Consider the following 26523-nt stretch of genomic DNA (forward strand, 5'->3'; position numbering starts at 1 on the left):
AAGCGGGCACCCATGAAGGAGCGTCTCAAAGCACATGGGCTGGTCGGCGAACTCTCGGCCGAATTCGCCGGCACCATGATCCTCATCCTCTTCGGCTGTGGTGTCGTGGCCCAGGTGGTCGCCGGCGGAGCCCTGACGGACCCCGCGGGCGGCCTCGGAAACCACGACAGCATCGCCTGGGCCTGGGGTCTCGGCGTGACCCTGGGCGTCTACGTCGCGGCGAGGCTGAGCGGTGCTCACCTCAATCCCGCGGTGACCCTCGCCCTTGCGGCCTTCAAGGGCTTCCCGTGGAAGAGGGTCGCCCCCTACGCGCTGGCCCAGCTGGCCGGAGCCTTCGTGGCGGCCCTGATCGTCCGCTGGAACTACACCGAGGCGCTGGCCAAGGCCGACCCCGGTCACACCATCAAGACGCAGGGCGTCTTCTCCACGCTCCCGGCCAACGGAAACACCAACCTGCCGGTGACCGAGTGGGGCGCACTGCGCGACCAGATCATCGGCACCGCGATCCTGCTCCTGCTGATCTTCGCGGTCACGGACCTGCTGGGCACGCCCCCGGGCGCCAACCTGGCCCCGTTCATCGTCGGCCTGATCGTCGTGGCGATCGGCATGGCCTGGGGCACCAACGCCGGGTACGCGATCAACCCGGCCCGTGACCTCGGCCCCCGTCTGGCCAGCTTCCTCACCGGGTACGGAGGGGCCTGGAGAGATCAGTACGGGCACCTGTACTTCTGGGTGCCGATCATCGGCCCGTTCATCGGCGGTGTGCTGGGTGCGGGTATATACAAGCTCCTCATCGGCCGGTTCCTGCCGACCGCCGAACCGGAGCCTCCCGGACGCGTACCGGCACCGGACGAGAGCTGACCGGATCCGGGGCGGGCGGAACACGGCACGCCACGGCACGGCACGTCCGGCCGACCGTCCGTCCCGTCCCCTCCCGGACGACAGCCCCCACACACGGCACCCCCAAGAGGAGGCGGCACCCCATGGCTGACTTCGTCGGCGCAGTGGACCAGGGAACCACGAGCACCCGTTTCATGATCTTCGACCACGCCGGCAACGAGGTGGCGCGGCACCAGCTGGAGCACTCCCAGATCCTCCCGCGCTCGGGGTGGGTCGAACACGACCCGGTGGAGATCTGGGAACGCACCAACTCGGTGATCCAGAACGCCCTCCGGCACGGAAACCTCGACGCCTCCGACCTGGCGGCCGTCGGCATCACCAACCAGCGCGAGACGACCGTCGTGTGGGACCCCCGCACCGGCCGCCCGTACTACAACGCCATCGTCTGGCAGGACACCCGTACTGACTCCATCGCCGCTGCACTGGAGCGCGGCGGCCAGGGCGACGTCATCCGCCGTAGAGCGGGGCTGCCACCGGCGACCTACTTCTCCGGCGGCAAGATCCAATGGATCCTGGAGAACGTCGACGGCGTGCGGGAGGCCGCCGAGCGGGGCCACGCCCTCTTCGGCAACACCGACTGCTGGGTGCTGTGGAACCTCACCGGCGGACCCGACGGCGGCGTCCACGCCACCGACGTCACCAACGCCAGCCGCACCATGCTCATGGACCTGGAAACCCTCGACTGGGACGACGAACTGCTCGGCTTCTTCGGCGTACCCCGGGCCATGCTGCCCACCATCAACCCGTCCTCCCACCCGGAGGCGTACGGGCGGACCCGCACCTCCCGGCCGCTGCGCGAGGCCATTCCCATCACCGGTGTCCTCGGCGACCAGCAGGCGGCCACGGTCGGGCAGGTCTGCTACGCGCCCGGCGAGGCGAAGAACACGTACGGAACCGGCAACTTCCTGGTGCTCAACACCGGGACGGAACTGGTCCGCTCGCAGCACGGCCTCCTGACCACCGTGGCGTACCAGTTCGGCGACGACCCCGTGATCTACGCCCTCGAAGGATCCATCGCGGTCACCGGCTCCGCCGTGCAATGGCTGCGCGACCAGCTGAAGATCATCGGCGACGCCGCCGAGAGCGAGCGCCTGGCACGCACCGTCGAGGACAGCGGCGGCATGTACTTCGTCCCCGCCTTCTCCGGCCTGTTCGCCCCGTACTGGCGCTCCGACGCCCGCGGCGCGATCGTCGGCCTGGCCCGCTACCACGACAACGGCCACCTGGCGCGGGCCACCCTGGAGGCCATCTGCTACCAGACCCGCGACGTGGTGGAAGCCATGGAGCAGGACTCCGGCGTCCACCTCGACGTACTCAAGGTCGACGGCGGAGTGACGGCCAACGACCTCTGCATGCAGACCCAGGCCGATGTCCTCGGCGTACCGGTCAGCCGTCCGGTGGTCGCCGAGACGACCGCGCTCGGCGCCGCCTACGCGGCCGGGCTCGCCACCGGCTTCTGGCGGGACACGGACGAACTGCGCACCCACTGGCAGGAGTCCAAGCGCTGGAACCCCGAGTGGTCGGAGGAACGGCGCACCGAAGGGTACGAGGGCTGGAAGCGGGCGGTGGAGCGCACGCTCGACTGGGCCAAGGTCGAATAGGTTCCGGCCGCGCGCGCCCGCAGCACTGAGGAGGAGACCATGGTCGATCCGGTGGCCCTCTCACCCCAAGGCCGCACACAGGCCCTCGCCGACATGGGACAGGGCGAACTCGACGTCCTCGTCGTCGGAGGCGGCGTCGTCGGCAGCGGGGCCGCCCTGGACGCTGCCACCCGGGGCCTGAGCGTCGGACTCGTCGAAGCCCGCGACTGGGCCTCGGGTACGTCCAGCCGCTCCAGCAAACTCATCCACGGCGGCCTGCGCTACCTGGAGATGCTCGACTTCCGCCTCGTCGCCGAAGCACTCAAGGAACGGGGCCTCCTGCTCCGGTTCCTCGCCCCCCACCTGGTACGTCCGGTGCCGTTCCTCTACCCCCTGCAACACCGCGTCACGGAGCGCCCGTACGTCGGCAGCGGCGTGCTGCTGTACGACGCGATGGCCCGGGCCGCCGGCACCTCCGGAGGCCTGCCCCACCACCGCCACCTGAGCAGGCACCGGGCCCTGCGCGAGGCGCCTGCCCTGCGCTCCGACGCTCTGGTGGGCGCCATCCAGTACTGGGACGCCCAGGTCGACGACGCCCGGCACACCATGTTCCTCGCCCGCACGGCCGCCTCGTACGGGGCACTGACCACCAACCGCACCCGCGTCAGCCGCTTCCTGCGACAGGGCGAGCGGGTGGTCGGCGCCGTCGTCACGGACCTGGAGAGCGGCGACGAGACGGAAGTGCGGGCCAAGCAGGTCATCAACGCGACCGGGGTGTGGACGGACGACACCCAGGCCATGGCCGGCACCCGCGGCCAGTTCCACGTCCGCGCCTCCAAGGGCGTCCACCTGCTCGTCCCCCGGGACCGCATCAACTCCCGCACCGGTCTGATCCTGCGCACCGAGAAGAGCGTGCTGTTCGTCATCCCCTGGGGCCGGCACTGGATCATCGGGACCACAGACACGGACTGGACACTCGACAAGGCCCACCCCGCCCTCAGCTCCAAGGACGTCACCTACCTGCTGGAACACGTCAACAGCGTCCTGGCCACCCCCCTGGTCCCCGAGGACGTCGAGGGCGTCTACGCCGGCCTGCGCCCCCTGCTGTCCGGCGAGGCGGCGGAGACCAGCAAGCTGTCCCGGGAGCACCTCGTCGCCCATCCTGTGCCCGGACTCGTCGTGGTGGCGGGCGGCAAGTACACCACGTACCGGGTGATGGCCAAGGACGCGGTCGACGAGGCCGCCCGCGCCCTGGACGAGAAGATCCCCGACTGCGTCACGCACCGCGTTCCGCTGCTGGGCGCAGACGGCTACCCGGCGCTGTGGAACTCGCGGCACCGGCTTGCCGAGGGCTCCGGGCTCCATGTCGCCCGCATCGAGCACCTCCTGAACCGCTACGGCTCCCTGGCGCCCGAGCTGCTCGCCCTGGTGGCGGCCGACCCCGCGCTCGGCGAGGCACTGCCGAGCTCCGACGACTACCTGAGGGTCGAGGCCGTGTACGCGGTGACCCACGAGGGAGCCCGCCACCTGGAGGACGTCCTCGCCCGGCGCACCCGGATCTCCATCGAGTCCTGGGACCGCGGGGTCGACGCGGCGCCGACCGTGGCCCAGCTGATGGCGCCCCACCTGGGATGGGACCGGGCGCACCAGGACCGCGAGGTCGACCACTACCTCAAGCGCGTGGCCGCCGAGCGCGAGGCCCAGCAGCAGCCGGACGACCGGACCGCCGACGCGGTGCGGCTCGGCGCCCCCGACATCATCCCGGTGAAATGAACGGCCGCGCGGGGGTGTCTCTATGTCCTGCGTCAAGGATGGGGCGCTGGGTTTGAGGCTGTTTGGGGTGGTCATGCGGCAGTGACGCTGGGGGTCCGGGATTCGTAGAGGGTGCGTCGCGGAGCATGGCGAAGAGGACGCTGATGCGTTGGCGGGCGAGGCGGAGGAGGGCTTGGGTGTGGGTTTTGCCGCGGGCTCTTTGCCGGTCGTAGTAGGTGCGGGAGCCCGGGTCGGCGTTCATGCAGGCGAAGGCGGAGAGGAACATGGCGCGTTTGAGCTGCCGGTTTCCTCCTTTGGGTGTTTGTTCGCCGTGGATCGAGGTCCCCGACGGCTTCGTCGTCGGCGCGAGGCCGGCGTAGGAGGCGAGGTGGGCGGCGCTGGGGAAGCCGGTCCTTCCGGGGCCCGGCGCTGGTCACGGGCCGCGGCGAGCGGGCCAGGGACGGGATGACCACGTCGAGGGTGCCGGTTTCCGGGACCACGACGGTCTGTTCGTCGAGGGCGGCCTCGAGCAACCGGGCCTGATGATCACCCGTCCTCGCGTCCTGCCTCGGAAATGGCCAGCCTGGTGCCCGCCTCGCGGCGCAATCGCAGCACTTCGGCACCGAGTCCGGCCCGCTCGGGCATGATCGGCTCCAACTAGAATCGGCGATGAGATGGGGGTGTGACGTGGGCGCGTGGCGGACCGATCCGACGTTCGCGATGTGCCGGGCGTTGGTGGACGGGGCGGAACTGTCCTCGTTCGTGGGCGGCCCGTTCGACGTGCGGGCGGTGGCGGCCGCTATTCGGCCCGAGGCCACGGACGGATTCCTGCTCGACGAAGTCCCCTGGGAGCACTTCCCACAGGGGGATCACGTCAGAGATGCCGTTCACCTGCTGCACACCGGCGACTCTCCCCTTCGCACGGGAACGGGCGTTGTGAGCGGCATGTGCGCCAACGACATGCGGGCCGCGACCGTGCTCGCCGTACCGTTCCTGATCCGGATAGCCGCCGACACCCGCCACCCCCACCGTGCCGACGCGCTCGCTGAAGTCTCCTCCCCTGCCCGCGCCCGCCACTTCGGCGTCGCCTCCCGCAACGAACTTCTGCTCCACCGCGCCGACACCCGGGACGACACCCTCTACGACGATTACGGCGTCGAGGTGACCGGCTACCCGGCAGGCTGGTCGGTCGCCGCCGCCCGGGCCGCGATCACCGCCGACACCGCCCTCCTGCTGCCCCTCCTCAACGACCCCAGCCCCGCAACCCGCATCCGCGCCGCCTACGCGCTGGCGACCGCCGCCGACTCCGACCGCGCGGTCCGCGCCGCCTTCCGCACCCGGCTCGGCGCCGAACAAGACCCGATCGTCCGTGCCGCCATGGTCCTCGCCACCGCCGAAGCCACCCGTAACCAGCCCCACCCACCGACCACCGAGTGGATGCGAGAGCTGTGGCGGGACCGGACACAGGTACCTGAGGTCCGACTGGCCGCCGTGATCGGCTGGCTCTGCCTCACCGACGAACCCACCCCTGACGATCTTTACGCCGCCGTCGACGACCTCGCCTCCGACGAGCGCGCCCACGCTATGGACGCCCTGCCCTGGATGGCCGCTGCCAGCAGGTCCGGCGAGACGGGGCTGCGACACTGCATCCGAGAGATGCTCCATCCCGAACAGCCCGACCCGGCCGGGTACGACGACCCGTGGGCGCCAAATTGCTGATGGCGGTGGTGGGCGGCGTGTATGACACGCCAGCTTCTTACCCTGGCAGCTGTCGGCCCGGCACCACGCGTTCGTACCGCGCCATCCGTGAGACACCACATCTCTGGACAAGCGTTCCGCTTGCATAACGCACCTCGGGCAGAATCCTCGGCGGGAGTCCGGCCAGGTGTAGTGCCAGGCAGGCTCGCTCCCGGCGCCGGTCCACTTCAGGCCATCCAGGGGGAAAGAGACCCAGGACATCATCGGGCCGCCGGACAGGACCTGGCAGTGCTCGCAACTGCAGGTATGGACGTAATCGGGCTCGCCGGTGACCGTGAACTGGATGTCCCGGCACTGACAGCGCCCGGTGCGCGGAGTGGCCCTGATGGTTGTGGTCATGCGTCGACTCCCTTGTCGATTTGCTGCGCTGAACGGGATGAACGTGGGTGCCGGGGTGAGCGTGCGGTTGCACGGCTGCGGGTCGTCTCTGGACTTGCCGCTCTCAGTTGCGCCCCGAGTCCGCGTCGAGGCGGGTGAGGCAGATCGCCGGGTCGAGGAGCAAGCGGAGGCGGGCCGCGTCGTGCTGGAGTTGTTTCTCCTGCTGGCGGCCTTCGTCGAGGAACGTGAAAGGCAGGGGCCCGCCCGGGCCAGGGTCGACCCCTGCCGTGTACCGCGGGTTCACGTGCGTGTGCAGATGGGGCAAAACGTTGCCGAGGGTGCAGTAGTTGGTCTTCAGAGGCCGGTAATCGGCCTCGATGGCACGGCCGAGGGCCAGGGTCTCCCGGGAGAAAGCGGCCGCTGCCGCGTCCGGAAGCTGAGTGGGTTCGGCGACGTGAGCGTCCCGGTAGATCAGGACGCAGTAGCCGCGGATCTGTCCGGACCGCCACAGGTAGGCGTTGGCGACTTCGCCTCGGCGCAGCAGGATTCCCCACCCGATGTCCTGGGCGTCGAAGTCGTTGCCGCACATCGGGCAGCCGATCCCGGCCATGTGCTCCTCGAACTGCTCCGGCCAGCGGCCGGCGGCGAGCTCCGGCGGTCCTGCGGGCGTGGGTGAGCTCGTCATCGGGCCTCCTGAGACGTTGGCGCCGTGGTGTCGGCGGTGGGCAGGGTCCAGGGTGTCCGCGAGCGTCATTTCGAGCTTCTCCATGATGTTGCGCGAACCGTGGTTCACGGACATCGTCGCAGCCCAGACCATGCGCACACCGAGCTCTGTGAACGCCTTGCCCAGCAAGGCCCGCGAGCCCTCGGTGGCATAACCCTTGCCCCAAGCCGCCTGTCGCAGCCGGTAGCCGAGTTCGGCTTCGTCCAGCGGGCCCTCCGGCTCGGGACGCAGGTGGAACCAGCCGATGAACGCGCCGCCGTCCTTCTCGTGCGCGGCGAATAGTCCGAGGTCGCCGCCCCACTTCTCGTAACCAGCGAGGATTTTCGGCAGGTCGCGCTCACGGACGAGTCCCGGCGCGGTCGGATTGCCGCCGGTCAGGTAGCGCATCACCGCCGGGTCGCTGTCCAGCTCGATCAGCAGGTCCGAGTCATCGGCAGTGAAGCGGCGCAGGGCCAGGCGCTCGGTCTTCAGGTAGGTGTCCACGAGTCGATCATGCCTGCAGCAAGTCGGTCAGCCCAATGATTTTCCTCGGCAACTCGGAGGCGTTGCCATGACGTCGCAGGATATAGAGATGGGTGCGGCCTGGTGCCGGCCCGTTCCCCGTTGCCCCTGAAGGATCGGTCGCTTTCCTCCCGTGCCCCTCGCCTCCGCCGTGCCCGTCGTGCTGACCGCCTACTAGCGAACCCTCGGCCGTGGTGGCTGCGGAGCTAGTGGGAGGGAACGGACCGCGCCTGGTACGACGCCCCGTTCCGCCATCCGTCGCTGCGACTGTCCGCGTACGTCCGGCGGCGGAACGCGCTTCTGAACGGCGCTGAGCTGCCCGGCTGCCCGGCTGCCCGGCTTGCGGGGACGAGGGGACCGCTGGAGCCCCACTCGACCGGGCACGGATGGGTCGAGCTGTGCGGCCGGTGCGCGTGGGCGCCGGAGCCGTGTCCGTGCGAGCGGCGGCACCGGCTCGTGCCGGAGATCCCGTACGGCTGGAACGAGATCTGGAGGCGGGCGCACATGAGCGATGACGGCATGCCGAACCCACACTGGCCTGTGGGCTCGGGCGTTTCGTTCGGATGGCGGTGCGGGACGCGTAGTCTCGCGGGATGCACTCTCATCTGCGCTTTGAGGACCATGAGGTGGCAGCCGAGGCCTTGGAGCGGCTCTGCGTGACCGCTCGTACGAGGGTGAGGCGGCGAGCGTTCTGGTCGGGAGTGCGCTGAACGACGACGACCGGGAGTTCGTTGAGCACTGGTGTGTCCAGGTCGGGACACGGGCTGTGCCGGGCAGTCCTCTGCTCGGGCTGGCCGGCCTGTGCCTGGTGCATACCGCCCGACGCTTCGGACATCTCAGCGATGAGGTCCTTGCACCGGCGGAGGCGTTGGCGCTGCGGACGGAGGCGGATCCGTCGGATGTGGACGCTCGGGCTCTGGACGGCTTTGACTCCGGAGCTTCCTGCAACTGTGGTGAGGCTGGCCCCTGCTCCTACGCAAGCGCGTCCTGCTCTACCTTGACGGCCAGTCAGGTCGCATCCTCAACAAGCCCGAAACTCTCCGGGAACCCTTCCAGGAACTCCCGCCGGGCCGGGTCGGACTCCTCTTCGGCCATCGCCCCGAGCAGATCGAGCAACTCCTGCCGTTGATCACTCGACAGCTGGGTGAACAGATGCGCGATGCCCTCCAGCACCTTCACGGCGTTGTCCGGATCCATCTCTTCGTCGTCACTGCCCTCGATGAACCACAGGACACCGACCAAAGCCTCGGCCAATGCGCGGGTCAGAGACGGATATACGGGCATCAGGGCATCACAGTGGCCTCTCAACAGGTCAACGACGGAGTCAGGCCATACCACCACACCCCACTGACATCACTTTCCGTGAGCCTCCACAGGAAGTGGACCCGAACCCGAGTAGCGAGAGCGTCTGCTGTCTGAATGCGAGAGCGTCGCGCTGACGAGGAAGACGATATCGCCGAGTTTCGACAGCATCCCGGGGTTTGTCGAACAGGTTCGTGGCAGTGTGCGTGAGCGCTCGACCAGGCGGGCCGCTCGCGCGGCGCGCCGGCCCGCCGCGCGAGCGTGTGGGTTCAGAAGCGAAGGTCGCGGAAGGCCTGGCTCCTGGCCTGCATCTTCTGGATGTCGGTCCGGGCGGCGAACGGGTCCAGGGGTGTGCCGACTCCTCCGTGAGGGTCAGCCGATGCGGACGGTGGTCTCGGGGAGGGGTATGTCGGAGAGGTTCAGCTGGAGCCCGGTCAGGGTCAGGTAGGTCTGTGAGTCGGTCAAGGTCGAGGTGGTGGACGGCGCCTGGGTCTTCCCGCGCGTGCTCACCAGCAGGTGCCAGCCCCCGCGCTTGTAGCTGCGGGAGGCGTCGGGGCGGTCGCCGTTCGGGTTCAGCGTCCAGCCCTGGCGCTCCAGGTCGGCGCAGATCGTGTTCACCTCCGACTGTGCGGCGGTCTTCTCGCGGACGGCCATCCAGCCCGTCCTGTTCGAGTTGGCGCCGGCCGCGCCGGTCGGGCGGCCCTGCGCCGGGTCGAGGCCCGCCGCGCTGACCGCGGTCCGGATCACCTCGTCCACGGCGTCCCGTGTGAGGGGCGGTGACGTGGACTCCGGTGCGCGCGCCGCCGTGGATGGGGACGGCGTGGGCGCGCCCAGGTGGATGCGCCCCTCGTCGTCTATCTGGATCTGGTCCGGCAGGGCCACGGAGGCCAGACTCACGATCAAGGTCGCGGCCAGCCCGATCTACACCCTCTTCAACAGCGCGTTCAACGCGAAACTCCCCCCGAGTGATCATTCAGAGGGAGTCTCACACATACTGCTCGGCGCCCGGCAGGGACCACAGTGATGGCGCCGGTGTCGTCGGTGCTGACGTAGCGCAGGACGGGAGCGGTCCCTGTACCGCCAGGGCGGTTCGGGCCGCACCTTCTGCTCTACCGATGCGTGCGTCGTGGTGATGTGGCTGCCGATCCGCGATCCCGCAGTCCCGCGCCGGCTACGCGCCCGGGCTGCCCGCCTGCAAGAAACGGGGTCTGCTCCCCGCTTTCCGTGCTACCGTCCTGCCTGTCAGCAAAACGGGGACCGATCCCCGTTTTGGATGCGGGAGGGGGCGGAGGATCATGACGACCACGGCTTTGGTACTCGGTGGCGGGGGAGCGGTCGGGCTCGCCTGGACGGTCGGAATGCTGGCCGGGCTGGCCGAGGAGGGCCTTGACCTCTCCGGCGCCGACGTGACGATCGGGACCTCCGCCGGCTCCGTGGTCGGTGCGCGGCTCACCTCCGGCATACGGGCCGAGGAGATGTACCGCGAAGAACTCGACGGAGCCCCGGAACTCGACGTCACCGTCACGCTGCGCCAGACGGCCCGTTTCCTGTGGGCCGCACTCGGCTCACGCGATCCGCAACGTTCCGCCCAGCGCCTCGGGCGGGCCGCGCTGGCCTCCCGCACCGTCCCCGAGTCGGCCGTGCACGAAGCGGTCGCCGCCCTCCTGGCGGGCGTACGCGACTGGCCCGCCGCCGACCTGCGGCTGACCGCCGTCGACGCCCGCAGCGGGCAACTGGCGACGTTCGACTCCGCCTCGGGCATCGCTCTGCCCGACGCCGTGGCGGCGAGCTGCGCGGTGCCGGTGGTCTGGCCGCCCGTATCGGTCGCCGGCGGCCGATGGATGGACGGAGGCAGCCGCTCCACGGCCAACGTGCACCTGGCCCGCGGCGCTCGCCGGGTCGTCGCCGTCACCCCGATCCCCGAAGCCGTCGGTCCCCACCCGAGCGCCACCGCCCAGGGGGCCGAACTCGCCGCCAACGGTGCGCTGGTGGTGGTCCTCACCCCCGACCGCGCGGCCCGCAGGGCCTTCGGCCGCAACATGCTCGACCAGACCCGCCGTACGGCCGCCGCCCGGGCCGGCCGTGCCCAGGCGGCCTCCTGCGCGGACACCGTCCGCGCGGTGTGGACCCCCTGATGCACCGGACGCGTACGGAGCGCAACGGCGTCCGCCGCTCCCGACGGGCCGCCGCCCACCCCATGGGCAACCACCCGTGCGGCTCCTTGCGCCGCCCCCCTCGAACCGGAGTGTGATCATGAACGGCAACACCAACGTCGTGGTGATCGGTGGCGGTTACGCGGGCGCCATGGCGGCCAACCGCCTCACCCGGCGCGGCGATGTGAGGGTCACCCTGGTCAATCCGCGCCCCACGTTCGTCCGCCGGATCCGGCTGCACCAGCTGGTCGGCGGGACGGACAGCGCGCTCCTCGCGTACGAGGACCTGCCGACCGAACGCGTACGGCTGGTCGTGGACACCGTCACCCGGATCGACGCCGCCGACCGCGGTCTCCATCCTCGCGGGCGGCGGCACACTGTCATACGACTACCTGGTCTACGCGGTCGGCAGCGGCAGCGCCGACCCGGCGGTTCCCGGAGCCGCGGAGTTCGCCCACCCGCTCGCCACCCTTGAGGAGGCCGCTGAGGAGGCCGTCAGGCTGCGGCCGGTCCTGGAGGCCGCGCCGGCGACGGCCGCGGTGACGGTGGTCGGCGCCGGCCCGAGCGGCATCGCGACCGCCGCCGAACCGGCCGAGGAGGGCCGCGTCGTAACGCTGGTCCGCGGCGGGCTCTCGGACCGTACCTGCACCCCCGCGGCCGGCGCTCGGTCGCCGGCCGCCTCGCGAAGCCCGGGGTGAGCGTGCTCGAAGGCTCCGGAACGAAGGTGACAGCCGTGACCCGGGCCGCCGTGTCGCTCGCCGACGGCCGTGAGGTGGCGAGCGGGGTGACCGTGTGGACCGCCGGCTTCGCCGTCCCGGACCTGGCCGTACGTAGCGGGCTGAGCAGCGACCCCGAGGGCCGTCTGCTCACCGACGAGACACTGATCAGCGTGGACGACGGCCGTATCGTCGCGGCCGGTGACTCGGCGGCACCGTCGCGTCTGCCGCTGCGGATGAGATGCCAGGCCGCCAGGCCGATGGGGCCCGGGCCGCCGATACCGTGCTCAGCCTGATCGGGGGCGAACCGCCCGCCGTGCTCAACCAGCCCTTCGGCGCCCAGTGCATCAGCCTGAGCCGGGGCACCGGGGCGTTCCAGTACGCCGACCGGTTCGACACCGCGGTCCGGTTCAAGGCCGGCGGCCGTCACGGGGCGAAGCTCAAGGAGGCAGTCTGCACGGGGGTCGTCAAGCACCTCGCCGACGAGGCCGACAGGCAGGGAGGCTACAAGCTCCACCTCATGGAGCGCGGCGGCACCGGGCGCCGGGCGGGGCGGCCGCGGGCCGCGCGGCTCGTACAGGCCGAGAGCGCCGCACCCCGGGCCGACCTCCCGTCGCCCGTCTGACTGGCCCCGATCCGGACGGGGAACGCATCCCGATCCACGGAAGGCTCGACGGCAGCCCCCACGGTGGATCCCCGCCCCGCCCCGCCCCCGCCCCGCACCGCCACCCACCAGAACGTCCCACCGAGAACCAGAGGAACACCATGCCTGCCCCGACCCTCGATGAACTCACCCCCACGGGCGCCGACTTCACCGCCGACCCGCACCCCGTCCACGCCGCACTGCGCGAGAAGGGCCCTGTCCACCGCGTCCACATCCCCGGGAGCGGTGACGTATGGCTGGTCCTCGGCCGCGACGCGGTGCGCGCCGCGCTCACGGACCCCCGCCTGCGCAACGACATACGGCACTCCGCGACGTGGGAGAGCGACGGCGGCAACGCCATCGGGCTGAACATGCTGCAGACCGACGCCCCCCGGCACACCCGCCTGCGCGCCCTGGTCGCACGCGAGTTCACCGCCGGCCGGATCGAGGCGATGCGGCCGCGCGTGCAGCAGATCGCCGACGGCCTCCTCGACGCCCTCCCGCCGACCGGGACCGTCGACCTGGTCGCGCACTACGCGCTGCCACTGCCGCTCACTGTCATCTGCGAGCTGCTCGGAGTCCCCGTCCAGGACCAGCACCTCTTCCATACCTGGTCGACCGAGCTCGTCGCACCGTCCTCACCCGCCGCGGCGGGCGCCGCCGCCGGGGAGATGAGTGCATACTTCGCCGCGCTCATCGCCGCCAAGGCCGGTGATCCCGGGCCGGACCTGATGAGCGCCCTCGTCGGGGCCTCCGCGGCACCCGACGGGCTCCGTGCCGAGGAACTGCTCGGCATGGCCTTCCTGCTGCTGGTCGCCGGGCACGAGACCACGGTCAACCTCATCTCGGGCGGTGTCCTCAACCTGCTGCGCCACCCCGACCAGCTCGCCGCACTACGGGCGGACCCCGGCCTCCTCGACGGCGCCGTCGAGGAGATGCTCCGCCACGACGGGCCCGTCACCGCGGCGGCGTTCCGGTTCGCCGCGGAACCCCTGGAGATCGCGGGGGTCCGGATCCCGGCCGGCGACAGCGTGATGCTCTCCCTGGCCGCGGCCTCCCGCGATCCCGAGCACTTCGCCGACCCCGACCGCTTCGACATCCGCCGCGCCGCCCGGGGACACCTTGCGTTCGGCCACGGCATCCACCACTGCCTGGGTGCGCCGCTCGCCCGGGTCGAAGGCCGCATCGCCGTGGCGACCTTGCTGCGGCGGCTGCCGGACCTCGCCCTGGCCACCGAACCCGACTCCCTCGTACGCCGCCCGAGCACCATGCTCAGGGGCGTCGCCGCCCTGCCGGTGCGCTGGTCACGGCGGCTCCCCACGTGACGCCGCCACCGATGGCGCTAGCATCCGTACCGTACGTGGGCACCGGCGACGCGAGGAGTGGACAGTGACCCCGGGCACGGAACGGCCTGCGCCGGTACGACGTGACGCGCGGCGCAACCGCGAGCTGCTGCTAGCCGCCGCACGCAAGGCCTTCGCCGCCCAGGGCCTGGACGCCCGCCTCGACGAGATCGCCCGCCGGGCCGGCGTCGGAAACGCTACCCTGTACCGGCACTTCCCCACCCGCGCCGCCCTCATCGACGCCGTGTTCCGGGACGCGCTCCAGGGCACGGTCGACGCCGGGGAAGAGGCCCGTGGCGCAGCCGATCCCTGGGCGGGGCTGGCCTCCTACCTGGAGGCGGTCTTCACCGTGCTGGCAGCGGACCGGGGCGTCAACGACCTGATGACGACCCCGATCGAAGGGGTGACCTCCCTCGACGCCGTCCACGTCCACAACCACGAAACGATCGCCCTGCTCGTGGACCGTGCCCAGCGTGACGGCGCGATGCGCCCCGACGTCACCGTCGAGGACATGCTCCTGAGCCTGGCCACGCTCGGCCGCTCGGTCCCCTCCTTGGCAGCCGCGGGGCCACCTCACGCCTGGCGCCGGCAACTGACCCTGTTCCTGGACGGCTTGCGCGCCGCGACGCGCCCCCCGTCGGACCTGCCCGCGCCGGGCCTCACCGCGGAGCAACTGGCTGCAGTCCTCCTCGACCTGGGCCCCCACCGCCCGACCTGAGCGGCTCCCGCCTCGATTCGGCTCCGCGCCCCCCGCCCCTGCCGGCGCTCGGGGCAGCCAGGACCCGCTCTCAGCCACTCCCCAGGCGTCTTCACCACACAGCAGCCACTTCATCCGAGCGTTCGAGAGCCTGTACGGCCGCACACCCGCCGACTTCGCCCGCACGTCCGGCCGAGCGGAGCCGCAGGGCTCAGCCTCGATAGGCCGTGGTCGCGATCCGGACGAATGAGCGGGTTCGTGTCGCCCACCTTCCACGCCACTACCACGCGGCTCGACGCCATGTCCGTCACCGGTATCACGGCCAGCTCCTCGGGTGGCTTGTGTCCGAGGGGGGGCATGCCGACGGTGCCGTTCCAGAGCACGGCCTGCAGGCACTCCTGTACGGCGCGCACGACCGGGCCCTGGCGGGGCTCGCCGCCGTTCCAGTACGTGCGCCAGAGCGGGTCGGTGCCGTCCGGGAACTGGAACCACTGCCGGTCCGCCAGATCGGCCAGCATCAGGCGGTCATGGCGGGCCAGCGGGTCGTCGGAGCGGAGCACGGCTCCCACCGGGTCGGAGCGCAGCTCGTGCACCGTGAGGCCGGTCTCGTCGAACGGAGCGCGGGTCAGCGCGATATGGGCCCTGACCCCGGATTTTGGACACCGGAGAGACTTGGACCTTGGTGGTCCAGGAGAACGGAGTCCCTGTGGGGATGAAGCATTACCCCGCCGAGTTCAAGGCGGACGCGGTCGCGTTGTACCGGTCGAGGCCAGGAGCGACGATCAAGTCGGTGGCCGGCGATCTCGGAGTGAACACCGAGACACTGCGGAACTGGATCCGGGCCTCCGACGGGCGGCGTACCGGATCCCACTCCGTGCTGGCGACCGCGGCGACGTCAGATGGCGACGACGTTCAGGCGGAGCTGGCCGAAGCCCGTAAGAGGATCCGTGAGCTGGAGGAAGAACGCGACATCCTCCGCAAGGCGGCCCGGTATTTCGCGGCGGAGACGCGCTGGTGAACCGCTGCCAGTTCGTTGAAGATCACCAGCGCCGGCACGGCGTGAAGCGGCTCTGCGACATCCTCGGCCTCTCCCGCTCGAGCTTCTATTACTGTCGCCGCACCGCGGCCGCAAGAGCGGCCCGGCAGACCGCCGAGGCCTGGCTCGCTGCCCGGATACGCAAGGTCCACCAGGACTCCGGCGGCACCTACGGAGCAATGCCGGGAAGCGTAGCTTGATCATCTTGTGGGTTCGGGCCCTGAATGCAGCGATGCTCCTTAGAACGAGCGATCTACCACGATCGTTTTGTTCAGAACAGGAGCATCGTTGTCCTGGCAGTGTGGCATAGACGAGCCGGCGCGCGCGACGGGGCAGTTGGGGGTGTTGCGCCAGGTTGTGACACGGCAGATGGTCACCGATTCGTTGGCGGCCTCCGGCCGTGGCGATCGGCGTAGTGCCGACAAGCTGTCTGCATTGACGTGCGTGTTCTTCGTGCTCGCGTTGACCGTGTTCCCGCGAGACGGCTACCGGTCGGTGCTGTCGAAGCTGGCCGGCGGGACGGCGCGTCTGGCCGCGCGTGGCCAGCAGGTTTCCTCCTCGGCGCTGAGGCAGCGCCGCCTCACGCTGGGCCCGGAGCCGTTCCGGTTACTGTTCGAGCGGATCGCCGGGCCCGTCGGCACGGCCACGATGCCGGGGGTGTTCTGGCGGGGACTTCGGCTGGCCTCGGTGGACGGCACGTATCTCGAGGTCGCCGACACCGCGGTGAACGCGGTGTTCGGCCGCACCCGCAATCAGCGGCGTATCGCAGCGTTCCCCCAGGTCCACGTGGTCGCACTGATCGAGTGTGGGACCCGGGCGCTGCTCGGGGCGGCATTCGACGTCCGCCGGGTCTGTGAACAGGACCTGACACGGCGCCTGCTGGACCGTATGCGCCCGGGGATGCTGGTGCTGGCCGACCGGGGTTTCCCGGGCTGGCTGTTGTGGGTCGACGCCGCCGCCTGCGGGACCCATCTCCTCTGGCGGATCTCAGCGGCCGTGCTGCTGGTGCCCGATGAAATCCTGCCCGACGGCTCATGGCTCGCGACCCGTCACGCACACAAGAACATCTGGAAAGCCCTGGCAGGGAGGCCTCGCTCGGGTGCGGGTCCGGGTGGTCGAGATGGCGGTCGTCATCGAGGCCGCCGACGGCTCGCGGCGCCGCGAGCCCCACCGGCTCATCACCACTCGCTGGACCATGCGGCCTACCCGGCCGCCGAGCTGGCCGCCCTGTATCCCCAGCGGTGGGAATCCGAGCTCCAGTTCCGGGACTTGAAGATCACCCAGCGCGGGCCACGCGCCGTGCTGCGATCGACGACACCGACGCTGGTCAACCAGGAGATCTGGGCGTATCTCGTCACCCACCAGGCAATCCGCCGCACCATCACGACCACCGCTGCAGACCACGGGCTCGATGCCGACCGGCTCTCCTTCACCATCGCCCTGACCGTCGCCAGAGACACCCCGATTCGCACCACAGCACAGATCGCTACCCACCTCGCCGAGACGACCGCAACACTGCTGGCGAACCTGCACCCGGCTGAACGGCGCCTGCGTGTCTGCCCCCGGGCAGTGAAGCGGCCCAACGCCATCTACCCATCGAAACCCGTCGGGCCAGACAGCCACAGCAGGAAAATCGTCGAGTACCGGATCGAAATCATCCCAGGTCAATCCGCCGCGACCACCACCGCACACCGACCGAACCCACGAGATGATCAAGCTACGCTTCCCGGCATTGACCTACGGAGCCCCCAGGATCACCGCCGAACTCCGCGACGAGGGGATACCGATCAACCACAAACGCGTCGCGAGGATCATGCGGACCATCGGGCTGGAGGGAGTCCGTCTGCGCCGCCGGCACCGGACCACCACCCCGGACCCGGCCGCGGCGAAGGCGCCGGATCTGATCGGCCGTGACTTCACCGCGGCAGAGGTGAACAGAAGGTACGTCGGCGACATCACATACCTGCCGGTCAGCGGCGCGAAGCCGCTCTACCTCGCGACCGTCATCGACCTCGCCTCACGCCGGCTGGCCGGGTGGGCGATCGCCGACCACATGCGCACAGAGCTCGTCATCGACGCCCTGGCGGCCGCCGAGCGGACCCGAGGGAGCCTGGCCGGAGCGGTGATGCACACCGACCACGGCTCGCAATACACGAGCAGGGCCTTCGCTGAAATCTGCAGGTCAGCAGGGGTCCGGCAGAGCATGGGAGCGATCGGGTCCAGCGCCGACAACGCCGCCGCGGAGAGCTTCAATGCTGCCTTCAAGAGGGAGACGCTCAAAGGCCGGAAGGCCTGGTCGAGCGAGCGTGAGGCCAGGCTCGATGCCTTCCGCTGGCTGACCCGATACAACACCCGACGCAGGCACTCCCGACTCGGCCAGCGGTCCCCGATCGCCCACGAGAACGACTTCCAACCAACAGCAACTACCCTGACCCAAGCCACATAGACGTGTTCAAAATCCGGGGTCAAGGCCCGTCGGCGAAGGTGGCCGGGACGTCCTTGATGCCCATGAGCTGGGCCAGGCGCCTGCCGTAGTTGGTCAGTGCCCGCTGCTCGTGCAGTCAGCCGGCGCCAGCCGAACCGGTTGATCCACTGCACCGGCGTGACGATAAACAGCGCGATGGTGTACAGGTTGTCGTCGTTGCCGATGACGTAGCGCCGGTGCATCTGGTTCATGCGCCGCAGATATGCCCGCCCTTCGGGGCTCTCCAGGCCCAGGCGGCCCATCTCGTACGTGATCAGCAGGGTGTCGTCCGCGCGTTTTTAGGTGTGGCCGGCAATCTCGCCGGTCTCCTCCAGCAGGGCGCTGATGGACGGGATCGCGAAGGGTACGGAAGAAGGCCAGGGATACCGACTGCCAGTAATCCCACGGGAACTCGCACGCGGTGACCAGCTGCCAGATCTCCTCGTAGTCCCGCTCGGGATCCAAACCCTGAATACGGCGAAGCCGGTCAAAGCGCCGTTGTGTAACAGTCACAGACAAGCTGGCTCCAAGAGACATCGCGACCCGATGGGCGGTATGCCGCGGACGAGAGTGCAAGGGCCTGGCTGTCGTGCAGGGTCGCCCCCGAGATCCCTGACGGACAGGGGCAGACCGGTCCGCGCGGTGATCAAGTGGATCTTCGACCCGAACTTGCCCCGGACGACAGGAGTCGGACCCGTCAGCTCCTCCTATTCAAGGCCCGCATTTCACCGATCGATATCCCTCACGCGGTTCCCGCCCACCTCGGCGCACCGGCGCGCCGGGCTTGGTCCTCGTTCCGCGGTGACAGACGGTGTTGAGTTGCGACAGGAAGTGATCGACCGTGCGGCCCGGCCGGAACCGTGCGCCGAATGATGCGTGACGCGACGTCGGCACGAGTCGATTCCATCTGTTGGTGCGCGCCCGGGAGACCTTTCCGCGCCAGTCGTGGGCGCTCCCGAAGGCGGTGCGCGGGTGGGTGGCTGCAGTCCGTCAGGTACGGAGGAGACCGTTGGGGCCGTCGAGTGCGTCGGCGCCCTCGTCGTTGACCCAGTAGTCACCGGCCGCCAGGTAGCGGAACGCATGCGTGCGGTCACGCGGGAGGGCGACGGTGACGGCCCGCGTGCCGTCCTCGCGTGGCTGCAGCTCGTGCGTGCCCGGCTGCCAGCCGTTGAAGTCGCCCACGACGCTGACCGGTCCCGGCGGGGTGCCCATAGGCAGGATGAAGGTGATCTCCGTGTGGGCCTTGCTGCCTTTGCGGCGCTTTCGTTCGAGCACGGGACGGCTCCTGCAGGTCGGGAAACGTCGCCACATCCTGTACCGAGGCCGGTCCTGCCCCCCGGCGACACGGCGGACGGGCACTCGGGCGGCGCAGCGTCGGACCGGAGGGTCACGGTCAACAGGGCTTCGGCCGGATGAGAGCGGGCAGGAGCCGAGTGAGAGAGCCATCCAGGACAACCGGATGCACCATGACGAACACTTCCATCGACGAGCACACACAGACTGCCGCACCGACCCGTCCGCTCCCCTCGGAGCCGGGCCCCGTACCTCCCACGCACCCCTTCCCCGGCGATCCCCACACACCGAGGCCTATACCCAGGCCCGTCCCCGGTCCGGAGCCGCTGCCTGAACCCCTGCCACCACCCCGGTAGGCCCGCGCCGCGGCCTTTCCGACGGAGGGCAATGGCTTCATGGCTCCCCTCCCATCGATCTGGTTCCGCCCGGTCCCACCCGGCCCCGAGCCCCGGACCCGGTCCTCAGCCCGGTCCGGTGCCGGTCCCGTCAACGGCTCCGGAGACGGGCTTGAGCTCGCATCAGCGGTGCGGGCCGCCTGCGGGACCTGCTGCTGTTGCAGCCGGTGCCAGGGCTGTATTCGGGTAGGGGGTTGATACCGGGGCGCGGTCAGGCCTCCCGGCCGCGACGGGGCCGCGTCCCGGCTTTCACAGGGTGCGGAGCCCTGCCTCGCACCGCTGGCACCGCTGCTCGTGGAGTGCGAGGGGATACCAAGGCTCGCTCGGGCCGGTCGGCCGGTAATGGGAGTGCTCCATCGCGTCGGTGTCCAGACCGCAGAGGGTCTGCGGGAGTGGGTCTTCGGGCGCGTCGGGGTCCGCGCCCGCGGCGTGGACCCTGCGTACGACCGGCTCCACGCCGTCCGGTCCGATGGCCTGGTCCGGTTCCAGTTCGAACAGCACGATGATCGACCCCATGCATCCAGAGTGAGTGAGGGGTCCCCGTCGCACCATCGGGGGCCCCTTCATGACGGTTTGGGTCCACCAGCGCACGGCCGAAGCCCTTGGCCGGCCGACAAGGGGCCGGGGCACATGCCGATGCGGGTGGTACCGAGTGGGTGGTGTGGGCCTGGTGAAGCAGGGCAGGCGCGTGGGACCGGGGAGGGATGAACCGACAGTCGCCAGCCATCGCCGGCGGACCCCGTAGGCGTGAAGGGACTCTTCTGATGTCGCAGGTGAAGGAATCGATCGAGGTTGCTGTGCCGGTGACGACGGCCTACAACCAGTGGACGCAGTTCGAGTCGTTCCCGGAGTTCATGGACGGTGTGGAGAGGATCGAGCAGCGTACGGACACGATGACGCACTGGGTGACGAAGATCGCCGGAGTGGAGCGGGAGTTCGATGCCGAGATCACCGAGCAGGTCCCGGACCAGAAGGTGGCCTGGGTGACGGTGGGCGAGACGGAGCAGTCGGGGCTGGTCACGTTCCGGCCGATCGATCCGGCCCATACAGAGGTGACGCTGATGATGGACTTCGACCCGGACGGGATGGCGGAGAACATCGGTGACAAGTTCGGCTTCGTCGACCGGCAGGTCAAGGGTGACCTGAAGCGGTTCAAGCACTTCATCGAGGACCGCGGCACGGCGACGGGATCGTGGCGCGGAATCGTCTGACCCCCCTCCCCGGACGCTGTTGTTGACCCCCCGGTGGACCAACTCGTCGGCGGCGTCGATGTGCTGCCGCAGTGGGGCCAACTACTGCCCCCCTGCGCCTGGCGGCAGTCGGCCGGGGACCCTGTCGCGATGTTTGTCCGGCGGGGCCAGGGGCACGCGCCGACGCGGAGGCCGTTCTCCTCATCCCGGAGGCACGAGACCGATGACGTCATACGGCTACTTCCTGGCCTGCGAGGAATTCGCTCCCGGCCAGCTCCTGGAACAGGCGCGCCGCGCCGCCGACACCTGGTTCACCCGCCTGGCGATCTCCGATCACTTCCACCCTGGAACGATGCACAGGGCAACAGCCCGCCGGTCTGGTCCATGATCGGAGCCCTGTCGCAGGCCGTGCACCTGCCCGTGACCACCCTGGTCACCCGTCCCACGATGCGCCTGCATCCCGCGATCACGGCCCAGGCCGCGGCCACCTCGAGCAGGCTGCTCGACGGCAGGTTCGCGCTGGGCGTGGGGACCGGCGAGGCGCTCAACGAACATGTCCTCGGCGACCGCTGGCCGCCCTTCGCGGAGCGCGCCGAGATGCTGGAGGAAGCCGTCGAAGTGATGCGGGAGCTCTTCACCGGCGGCCAGGTGAGCCACCGCGGGCGGCGTTACACGGTGGAGAACGCCCGCTTGTACACGGCTCCCCACGGCCGGCTTCCCATCCTTGTGTCGGCCTTTGGGCCAAAGGCGGCGGAGCTCGCGGGGCGGATCGGGGACGGGTTCGTCCTCATGGGCCCCGATGAGGAGGCCATGGGGCGGTTCCGGGCCGCGGGAGGCGAAGGCAAGCCGGTGATCGGGGGCCTCAAGGTGTGATGGGGCGCGGACCGGGAGAAGGCCGTGGACACCGCGCACCGGCTGTGGCCCACAGAACAGCTGCCCGGTGAGCTGAACCAGATCCTGCCGACCCCCGCGCACTTCGAACAGTCGAGCCGCCTCGTCACCCGCCGCCAGGTGTCCGAGAACATCCCCTGCGGTGACGACGTCGAGGAGCACGTGGCGGCCGTACGCGCCTACGTGGACGCGGGCTTCGAAGAGGTGTACATCGGGCAGATCGGCTGTGAAGCCGAAGCGTTCTTCGCGGGCTACCGCGACAAGGTGCTGCCCGCGCTCACCAGATGAGGTGACAGCTCCTGGACACGCGTGCCGTCGGTTCGGAGCCCGGAACTGCTCGCTGCATAACCGCATTGATCCACAGGCTCCGGCCATGAGCGAAGTAAGGTTTCTGTGAGCATCCAAATCGGTCTTTCGAAAGGCTGCCTTGATGCCCTCCTTCACATGAAGGGGACGCGGGAGATCAACACCGTGATCTTCCGCCTCGCGGAACCGAATGTGCTCGTGGTGGAGGTGGAGAGCAATCTGACCCATGACGAACTGGTTCAGGCCCTGCGCGGACGAGGCGCGCCTGGTCGCCCACGAGTTGTTCTTCGCCACCCCCGAAGGGGAGCGCATGCACGAACAGCTGCTGGTCTTCTGGATGCCGGCGGATGCCGGAGGTGAGGAAGAGGCCTACACGGCCGCCTACACCACCCTGAAGGATTACCTTGCGGACGTTCACGTCCACCTCACGGCCAGACGGACGGACCAACTGGAATACCGAAGGCTCGTCGCCCTCGCCGGCTGAGGACTCTGCGCGAACCGCGCCCTGATCCCACCGCCTCGCCGGCCGCCGCGCAGTGTCCCGCGGCGGCCGCCAAGCTGCCCCTGCAGGGCAGCCCACCCTTCGGCGGTGAGCACCTGCAGGTCCGGGTGCCGGTCAGGTCTTCATCGCTGATCGTCTCCCGTGCCGCGGGTACCGAGATTCCCGTACCCTTTCAACTCATGGGCCGTACGACGACTGCCGTCGGCGGGGAACTCGGTGCCGTCGGCCTCTGGCCGGTGCACGTCACGTACTGGGTCGCGCGGCGTGGCGGTACTTCCCGGAGGCGGCTCGGCGGCGCGCCGCCTGATGCCCCACCACACGGCGCAGATCAGCAAGGCGGTGACGATCACGCCGATGCCGAGAAGAGCGACTGAGTCCAGCATGGGTTTCGCCTTTCCGTCGTCTTCGTTGCTTCCCAGCGCCTTCCCCGATGCAGGGGACCGTAACGCCAAGGACCTCGAACGGTGCGGCGACGCGACCTGTGGCCGACGAGCTGGGCAGGTGGCAATCCTGGCGTCTGAGCGAGCCAACCACACGGGCAGTGACGCACCTGCCCGGACCGCCCCGTCGGGCACTGACAGCAGAGGCGCGCTCGGACTGTCCCCAGCAGGTACGCGAGGAGAGGGCAGGCAGCCGGGTGGGAGTTCTGGACTTCCGTTTCACGTCCGGTGAAATTCGGCAGATTCTCCGCAATCTGTCACTAACCGGAGAGAGGTCTGGCTGTGAGCTAGTTCGATATCTGGGGATACCGCCCGAATACGGGCTATCGGGAAGGTGTCGATCTGATCGGATACAAAGTCGAGGCCACCGACGGCAGCATCGGGAAGATCAGCAATCATTCCGAAGAGGTCGGCGCCTCGTACCTGGTCGTCGACACCGGTGTGTGGATCTTCGGCAAGCACGTCCTGCTGCCCGCCGGGACGATCAGGCTGATCGACATCGCCGAGGAGACGGTCTACGTCGACCGGACGAAGGATCTGATCAAGGAGGCTCCCGAGTTCGACGAGGCCAAGCACGCGGGCGAACCCACCTACCTCGAACAGTTCGCCCGGTACTACCGCCAGCCGCACATGTAGCGGCGAACCCCCTTCGTGGCTGCCCGGCCGAGGCTTCGCCGCCCACGGAGAACTCAGGCCGGGCGGCCCGCCCAGCCGCGGAAGGGGCCGTCCTTACGCACTCGTCAACCGCTGAAGGACTGAATGACGGCCCGCCTGCCGGGCACCTGCGTTCGGAGATGGTCTTCGGTCGCCCGCCGGCGCGATGCGGCCGGACTCAACCCGAGCGGTGCACCGCTCCCGCCGCATGGGCACGGACGAGGCCCAGGTACTCCGCCGCCAGGCGGTGGCAGTCACCGGGCCACCGCGCGGGGACGTAGTTGCCGTCCTTGACGGTGAAGCCGCGTCCGGGCCGGGCGGAGGTGTCGCGGATGGGCAGCGGCGGGCCGGCGAGGAAGTGGCTCGGATCGGCGAGCGCCGCGGTGACCTCCTGCTGCACGGTGGTGCGGTACGTCCGGTAGTAGCGCCCCAGCCAGAACCGGGTCAGGTTCCATCCGGTCAACTCCAGCAGGGACGTCAGGGCCGTCGTCCGCCGGCCGTGGAGGACCGAGCGCCCGGTGGCGGGATCCTTGGCCCGGGCGGCGAGCAGCACGCCGTGGCAGGCGGCCCCCACCGGCAGCCCCTGGGCGATGACCCGGGCGAACAGCTGCTGGGCGGTGGCGTTCTCGAGTGGCGTCCGCATGCCCGCGGCGTGGCCACCGGGCACGAACAGGCCCGTGAGGTCGGCCGGGTCGACATCCGAGTACGAGGAGGTTGGCTGGATTTTCCGGCGGCCGGCTCCAAGGCCCCGGACGAGATGTGCCGTACCCGGTTACGTACGACGCAAGAAGGTGCCCGGCATCACCGACCCCGAGCAGCTGTTCGCGGCCGGTTTCGCCGCCTGCTTCACCTCCGCGCTCGCGGAGCTCGCCGCCGAGTCCGAGCGGGTGCCTCCGCCGGGCGCGTGGCCTGCGAAGTGCAGCTCGGCACCACGGACACGCCTGCGGGCTACGGCCTCGCGGTCAGCCTTGCCGGGGTGGCGGGCGACGGAGCTCCAGCCCTTGCTGCACCAGGCGGACGGGTCTGCCCGTACTGGCAGGCAGTACGCGGGTACGTACTGCTGACGCTCCTGGCCGTGGACGACCCTGCCACCGATGACCGGGCCTGAGCCCGAGCCGGCGGGCCGGGGTGCGGGCGGCCCCGGCGGCCCGGCGCCCGGGCACGGCGCCTGGCTTGCGGCGCGGCATCAGCGCAACGGCGGGCCTCTCCTGGAGGACGGCGAAGTGGTGTGGCAGCAGGCCGGGCCGTACCGGCCCTTTCCGCGCCGACCACGTGCTCGACCGGCTCCCGGGGGCCGGCCTGCTCGGTCATCATCGTGTACCCGATGCGCCGCGCCCCCCCGCCGGACTCCCCCCGGCACCGACGAGCCGCTTCTCGACATCGGCCTCGACCGGCTCCGCCCGGTCCTGGACGTGGACCTCGTGGGACCGTTCCTGTGCTCCCAGCGCGCGGCATGATCCTTACTGATGCAACGACGACCCGCCGACGGACAGGAAGCCTCAACGGCCCACCTGCACACCCGACGGTGCTCGCAGCCCTCAGCTCCAGTGGAACTTGTCCCGGTGTGCGGCGAGCCAGGTGGAGAAGTCTTGGAGGGCCGGGTTGAGGGCGCGGACGGCGTCGAGGTCCCGGGCGCCGGTGAAGCGGGCCTCGCAGTCGGCGTAGAACTGGAACATGTTGCCGGCCTCGTCGGCGCCCGGGAAGCCCAGCCCGCGGAACGCGTCCGGCGCCAGGGGGCGGTAGCGGACGGGCTCCCCGAGTGACTCCGAGAGGGCCGCGGCCATGTCGGCGACGGACAGGTGTTCGCCCGCGATGCTGACGGTGGCGGGGATGAAGTCGGTGCCGCGCTTGAGGATGGAGAGCGCCGTCTTCCCGATGTCGTCGACGGCGATGCCGGAGAGTCTGCTGTCGCCCATAGGGAAGTTCAGCTCGAAGGTGCCGTCCTCGCCGCGCTGCGGGGCGAACGCCCCGAACAGGTTCTCCCAGTAGAAGGTGGTGCGCAGGAAGGTGGTTGGTACGCCGTCGTCGGTGAAGTACTGGTCGGCTTCGGCCTTGCCGTCGAAGTGCGGGACCTTGTACGAGCCTTGCAGCGTGGGCATCCGGTCGTCCTCCAGCGGGATGCACTCGCGGGTGTCCTCCAGGGTGGACCAGATGGCGTGCTGCACACCCGCCTGCGACGCCGCCCGGGACAGGGCCGCCGCCTGGGCCTTCTCGTGCGCCGCGTCCATGTCTTCCCAGAAATTGGTCACCAGGTACGCCCCGTACGTGCCCTCGAGTGCCGTGACCAGGCTCTCCTCGTCATCCAGATCGGCCTGGACCACCTCTGCCCCGAGCCGTTCCAGCTCCTTGCCCCGGTCCGAGTCCGGCCGACGGGTCACAGCGCGGACCACGAATCCGCTGTCCCGGTCCGCGAGGATCGCTCGTACGAGTGAGCCTCCCTGGTGCCCCGTCGCGCCGAAGACGGTGACGGTTCGCTGCTCGGTCATCGGCGGCACTCACTTCCTGTTTCCTTCGGTGCCCGGCCAGGCACATTCCGCTGCGAAAACTATGTCCATGGGGGTCGACCCCGACCGGCGATACACGCCGACCCCGCCCGGATGGGCGCACCTTCCCTGGCCGGCCGGCATGGGGGGTGCGGGCGCGGGAAGGCGCGCAACGCAAGCCGCCCGCGGTCCTTCGGTACCGCCCGGGACTTCAGTACGCCATCCACCTCCAGCCGGAAGTCGAAGTGCAGAGCGGTCGCGTCGTGGACCTGCACCACGAACAAGGGCCGCTCGTCCGGATCACGGGCGGTACCGGTGCGTTGCCCTTGGCCTCCTTGGTCTTCGAGAAGTCACGCCGGCGCCGGTACTCCACGAGATCGTTCGTGGCGGGCATGGCCGCCTCCAGGATGCGCAAGGGGGACAGGGAGTTCGGTCCACCGCCCTCACGTGACTGGTTCCGGTGCCGGGGCGGGCCCGGGAAG

At 70.0% G+C, this 26523-nt stretch carries 21 protein-coding genes and 8 pseudogenes; 17 read left to right on the forward strand and 12 right to left on the reverse strand.

The genetic code is table 11. The annotated features are described in order from the left end of the window. Window positions 1–12 precede the first annotated feature (12 nt). The 3 genes from OHT74_RS40060 to OHT74_RS40070 all read left to right on the forward strand — a co-directional run bounded on the left by OHT74_RS40060 (window position 13) and on the right by OHT74_RS40070 (window position 4253). The gene (locus OHT74_RS40060; RefSeq protein WP_328623118.1) at window positions 13–861 is read left to right on the forward strand and encodes an MIP/aquaporin family protein; all 849 of its coding nucleotides are present in this window, start codon (window positions 13–15) and stop codon (window positions 859–861) included. A gap of 122 nt (window positions 862–983) precedes the next feature. Then, window positions 984–2501: a glycerol kinase GlpK gene (gene glpK / locus OHT74_RS40065; protein ID WP_328623119.1), complete on the forward strand. Its 1518-nt coding sequence runs from the start codon at window positions 984–986 to the stop codon at window positions 2499–2501. Between the two features lie 39 nt (window positions 2502–2540). After that, window positions 2541–4253 (forward strand): glycerol-3-phosphate dehydrogenase/oxidase, encoded by a 1713-nt coding sequence (locus tag OHT74_RS40070; protein ID WP_328623120.1) that lies wholly within the window; start codon window positions 2541–2543, stop codon window positions 4251–4253. Window positions 4254–4324: 71 nt separating this feature from the next. Here the strand turns inward: OHT74_RS40070 and OHT74_RS40075 are convergent. Beyond that, window positions 4325–4753: pseudogene (locus tag OHT74_RS40075) on the reverse strand (transposase); the annotation flags it as partial. 166 nt (window positions 4754–4919) lie between these two features. Here OHT74_RS40075 and OHT74_RS40080 point away from each other — a divergent pair. Beyond that, a complete protein-coding gene (locus tag OHT74_RS40080) occupies window positions 4920–5951 on the forward strand; it encodes a HEAT repeat domain-containing protein (protein WP_328623121.1) in 1032 nt (343 codons plus the stop codon). Between the two features lie 132 nt (window positions 5952–6083). Here OHT74_RS40080 and OHT74_RS42325 read toward each other — a convergent pair. From OHT74_RS42325 to OHT74_RS40095, 4 genes and pseudogenes are all read right to left on the reverse strand, one after another. Continuing rightward, window positions 6084–6329, reverse strand: a pseudogene (locus OHT74_RS42325) (GFA family protein); the annotation flags it as partial. Between the two features lie 103 nt (window positions 6330–6432). After that, entirely contained in the window at window positions 6433–7515 is a 1083-nt protein-coding gene (locus tag OHT74_RS40085) for a GNAT family N-acetyltransferase (RefSeq protein WP_328623122.1), read from the reverse strand. A gap of 1026 nt (window positions 7516–8541) precedes the next feature. Next, on the reverse strand, window positions 8542–8817 hold the full coding sequence (locus tag OHT74_RS40090) for a hypothetical protein (RefSeq protein ID WP_328623123.1): 276 nt from the start codon (window positions 8815–8817) through the stop codon (window positions 8542–8544). A 390-nt stretch (window positions 8818–9207) separates the two neighbouring features. Continuing rightward, window positions 9208–9732: a hypothetical protein gene (locus tag OHT74_RS40095; protein WP_328623124.1), complete on the reverse strand. Its 525-nt coding sequence runs from the start codon at window positions 9730–9732 to the stop codon at window positions 9208–9210. A gap of 398 nt (window positions 9733–10130) precedes the next feature. Here OHT74_RS40095 and OHT74_RS40100 point away from each other — a divergent pair, with 398 nt between their 5' ends. The 4 genes and pseudogenes from OHT74_RS40100 to OHT74_RS40115 all read left to right on the forward strand — a co-directional run bounded on the left by OHT74_RS40100 (window position 10131) and on the right by OHT74_RS40115 (window position 14408). Continuing rightward, window positions 10131–10970, forward strand: a complete 840-nt coding sequence (locus tag OHT74_RS40100) for a patatin-like phospholipase family protein (protein WP_328623125.1) — start codon at window positions 10131–10133, stop codon at window positions 10968–10970. A gap of 118 nt (window positions 10971–11088) precedes the next feature. Continuing rightward, a pseudogene (locus OHT74_RS40105) lies at window positions 11089–12329 on the forward strand (NAD(P)/FAD-dependent oxidoreductase). A 140-nt stretch (window positions 12330–12469) separates the two neighbouring features. Further along, window positions 12470–13672: a cytochrome P450 family protein gene (locus OHT74_RS40110; RefSeq protein WP_328623126.1), complete on the forward strand. Its 1203-nt coding sequence runs from the start codon at window positions 12470–12472 to the stop codon at window positions 13670–13672. Window positions 13673–13736: 64 nt separating this feature from the next. Then, window positions 13737–14408 (forward strand): TetR/AcrR family transcriptional regulator, encoded by a 672-nt coding sequence (locus OHT74_RS40115; protein ID WP_266673795.1) that lies wholly within the window; start codon window positions 13737–13739, stop codon window positions 14406–14408. A gap of 221 nt (window positions 14409–14629) precedes the next feature. Here the strand turns inward: OHT74_RS40115 and OHT74_RS40120 are convergent. Beyond that, window positions 14630–15022: pseudogene (locus tag OHT74_RS40120) on the reverse strand (LysR substrate-binding domain-containing protein); the annotation flags it as partial. 71 nt (window positions 15023–15093) lie between these two features. Here OHT74_RS40120 and OHT74_RS40125 point away from each other — a divergent pair. The 3 genes and pseudogenes from OHT74_RS40125 to OHT74_RS40135 all read left to right on the forward strand — a co-directional run bounded on the left by OHT74_RS40125 (window position 15094) and on the right by OHT74_RS40135 (window position 17869). Beyond that, complete coding sequence (locus OHT74_RS40125) at window positions 15094–15405, forward strand: transposase (RefSeq protein WP_443047662.1); 312 nt, start codon at window positions 15094–15096, stop codon at window positions 15403–15405. Window positions 15406–15765: 360 nt separating this feature from the next. Then, window positions 15766–16791, forward strand: a pseudogene (locus OHT74_RS40130) (IS4 family transposase); the annotation flags it as partial. A 340-nt stretch (window positions 16792–17131) separates the two neighbouring features. After that, window positions 17132–17869: an IS3 family transposase gene (locus OHT74_RS40135; protein ID WP_328623128.1), complete on the forward strand. Its 738-nt coding sequence runs from the start codon at window positions 17132–17134 to the stop codon at window positions 17867–17869. Between the two features lie 1008 nt (window positions 17870–18877). On the opposite strand, the gene OHT74_RS40145 is transcribed toward OHT74_RS40135, so the two are convergent. Then, complete coding sequence (locus OHT74_RS40145) at window positions 18878–19162, reverse strand: isoamylase early set domain-containing protein (protein WP_328623129.1); 285 nt, start codon at window positions 19160–19162, stop codon at window positions 18878–18880. 662 nt (window positions 19163–19824) lie between these two features. After that, a complete protein-coding gene (locus OHT74_RS40150; protein ID WP_328623130.1) occupies window positions 19825–20091 on the reverse strand; it encodes a hypothetical protein in 267 nt (88 codons plus the stop codon). 248 nt (window positions 20092–20339) lie between these two features. On the opposite strand from OHT74_RS40150, the gene OHT74_RS40155 reads away from it, so the two are divergent. From OHT74_RS40155 to OHT74_RS40165, 3 genes and pseudogenes are all read left to right on the forward strand, one after another. After that, window positions 20340–20786 carry an SRPBCC family protein gene (locus OHT74_RS40155; RefSeq protein ID WP_328623131.1) on the forward strand — a complete coding sequence of 149 codons (447 nt, stop codon included), beginning with the start codon at window positions 20340–20342 and terminating at the stop codon, window positions 20784–20786. Between the two features lie 202 nt (window positions 20787–20988). Continuing rightward, window positions 20989–21944, forward strand: a pseudogene (locus tag OHT74_RS40160) (TIGR03557 family F420-dependent LLM class oxidoreductase). A 244-nt stretch (window positions 21945–22188) separates the two neighbouring features. After that, window positions 22189–22446, forward strand: a complete 258-nt coding sequence (locus tag OHT74_RS40165; RefSeq protein ID WP_328623132.1) for a hypothetical protein — start codon at window positions 22189–22191, stop codon at window positions 22444–22446. A 140-nt stretch (window positions 22447–22586) separates the two neighbouring features. On the opposite strand, the gene OHT74_RS40170 is transcribed toward OHT74_RS40165, so the two are convergent. Then, window positions 22587–23039, reverse strand: coding sequence for a DUF6479 family protein (locus tag OHT74_RS40170; protein ID WP_328623133.1), 453 nt, complete (start codon window positions 23037–23039; stop codon window positions 22587–22589). Window positions 23040–23201: 162 nt separating this feature from the next. Here OHT74_RS40170 and OHT74_RS40175 point away from each other — a divergent pair, with 162 nt between their 5' ends. After that, window positions 23202–23540, forward strand: coding sequence for a PRC-barrel domain-containing protein (locus OHT74_RS40175; RefSeq protein WP_328623490.1), 339 nt, complete (start codon window positions 23202–23204; stop codon window positions 23538–23540). A 196-nt stretch (window positions 23541–23736) separates the two neighbouring features. On the opposite strand, the gene OHT74_RS40180 is transcribed toward OHT74_RS40175, so the two are convergent. After that, entirely contained in the window at window positions 23737–24282 is a 546-nt protein-coding gene (locus OHT74_RS40180; protein ID WP_328623491.1) for a hypothetical protein, read from the reverse strand. A gap of 180 nt (window positions 24283–24462) precedes the next feature. Between OHT74_RS40180 and OHT74_RS40185 the strand changes: the two genes are divergently transcribed. Both OHT74_RS40185 and OHT74_RS42330 read left to right on the forward strand, forming a co-directional pair. Then, on the forward strand, window positions 24463–24666 hold the full coding sequence (locus OHT74_RS40185; protein WP_328623134.1) for a hypothetical protein: 204 nt from the start codon (window positions 24463–24465) through the stop codon (window positions 24664–24666). 247 nt (window positions 24667–24913) lie between these two features. Further along, window positions 24914–25012, forward strand: a pseudogene (locus OHT74_RS42330) (SDR family oxidoreductase); the annotation flags it as partial. An 84-nt stretch (window positions 25013–25096) separates the two neighbouring features. On the opposite strand, the gene OHT74_RS40190 reads toward OHT74_RS42330, so the two are convergent. Then, entirely contained in the window at window positions 25097–26044 is a 948-nt protein-coding gene (locus OHT74_RS40190; protein WP_328623135.1) for an NmrA/HSCARG family protein, read from the reverse strand. Window positions 26045–26232: 188 nt separating this feature from the next. After that, window positions 26233–26435, reverse strand: a pseudogene (locus OHT74_RS40195) (DNA polymerase ligase N-terminal domain-containing protein); the annotation flags it as partial. Window positions 26436–26523 lie beyond the last annotated feature (88 nt).

This window comes from Streptomyces sp. NBC_00354, from assembly GCF_036106915.1.
Lineage (GTDB): Bacteria > Actinomycetota > Actinomycetes > Streptomycetales > Streptomycetaceae > Streptomyces.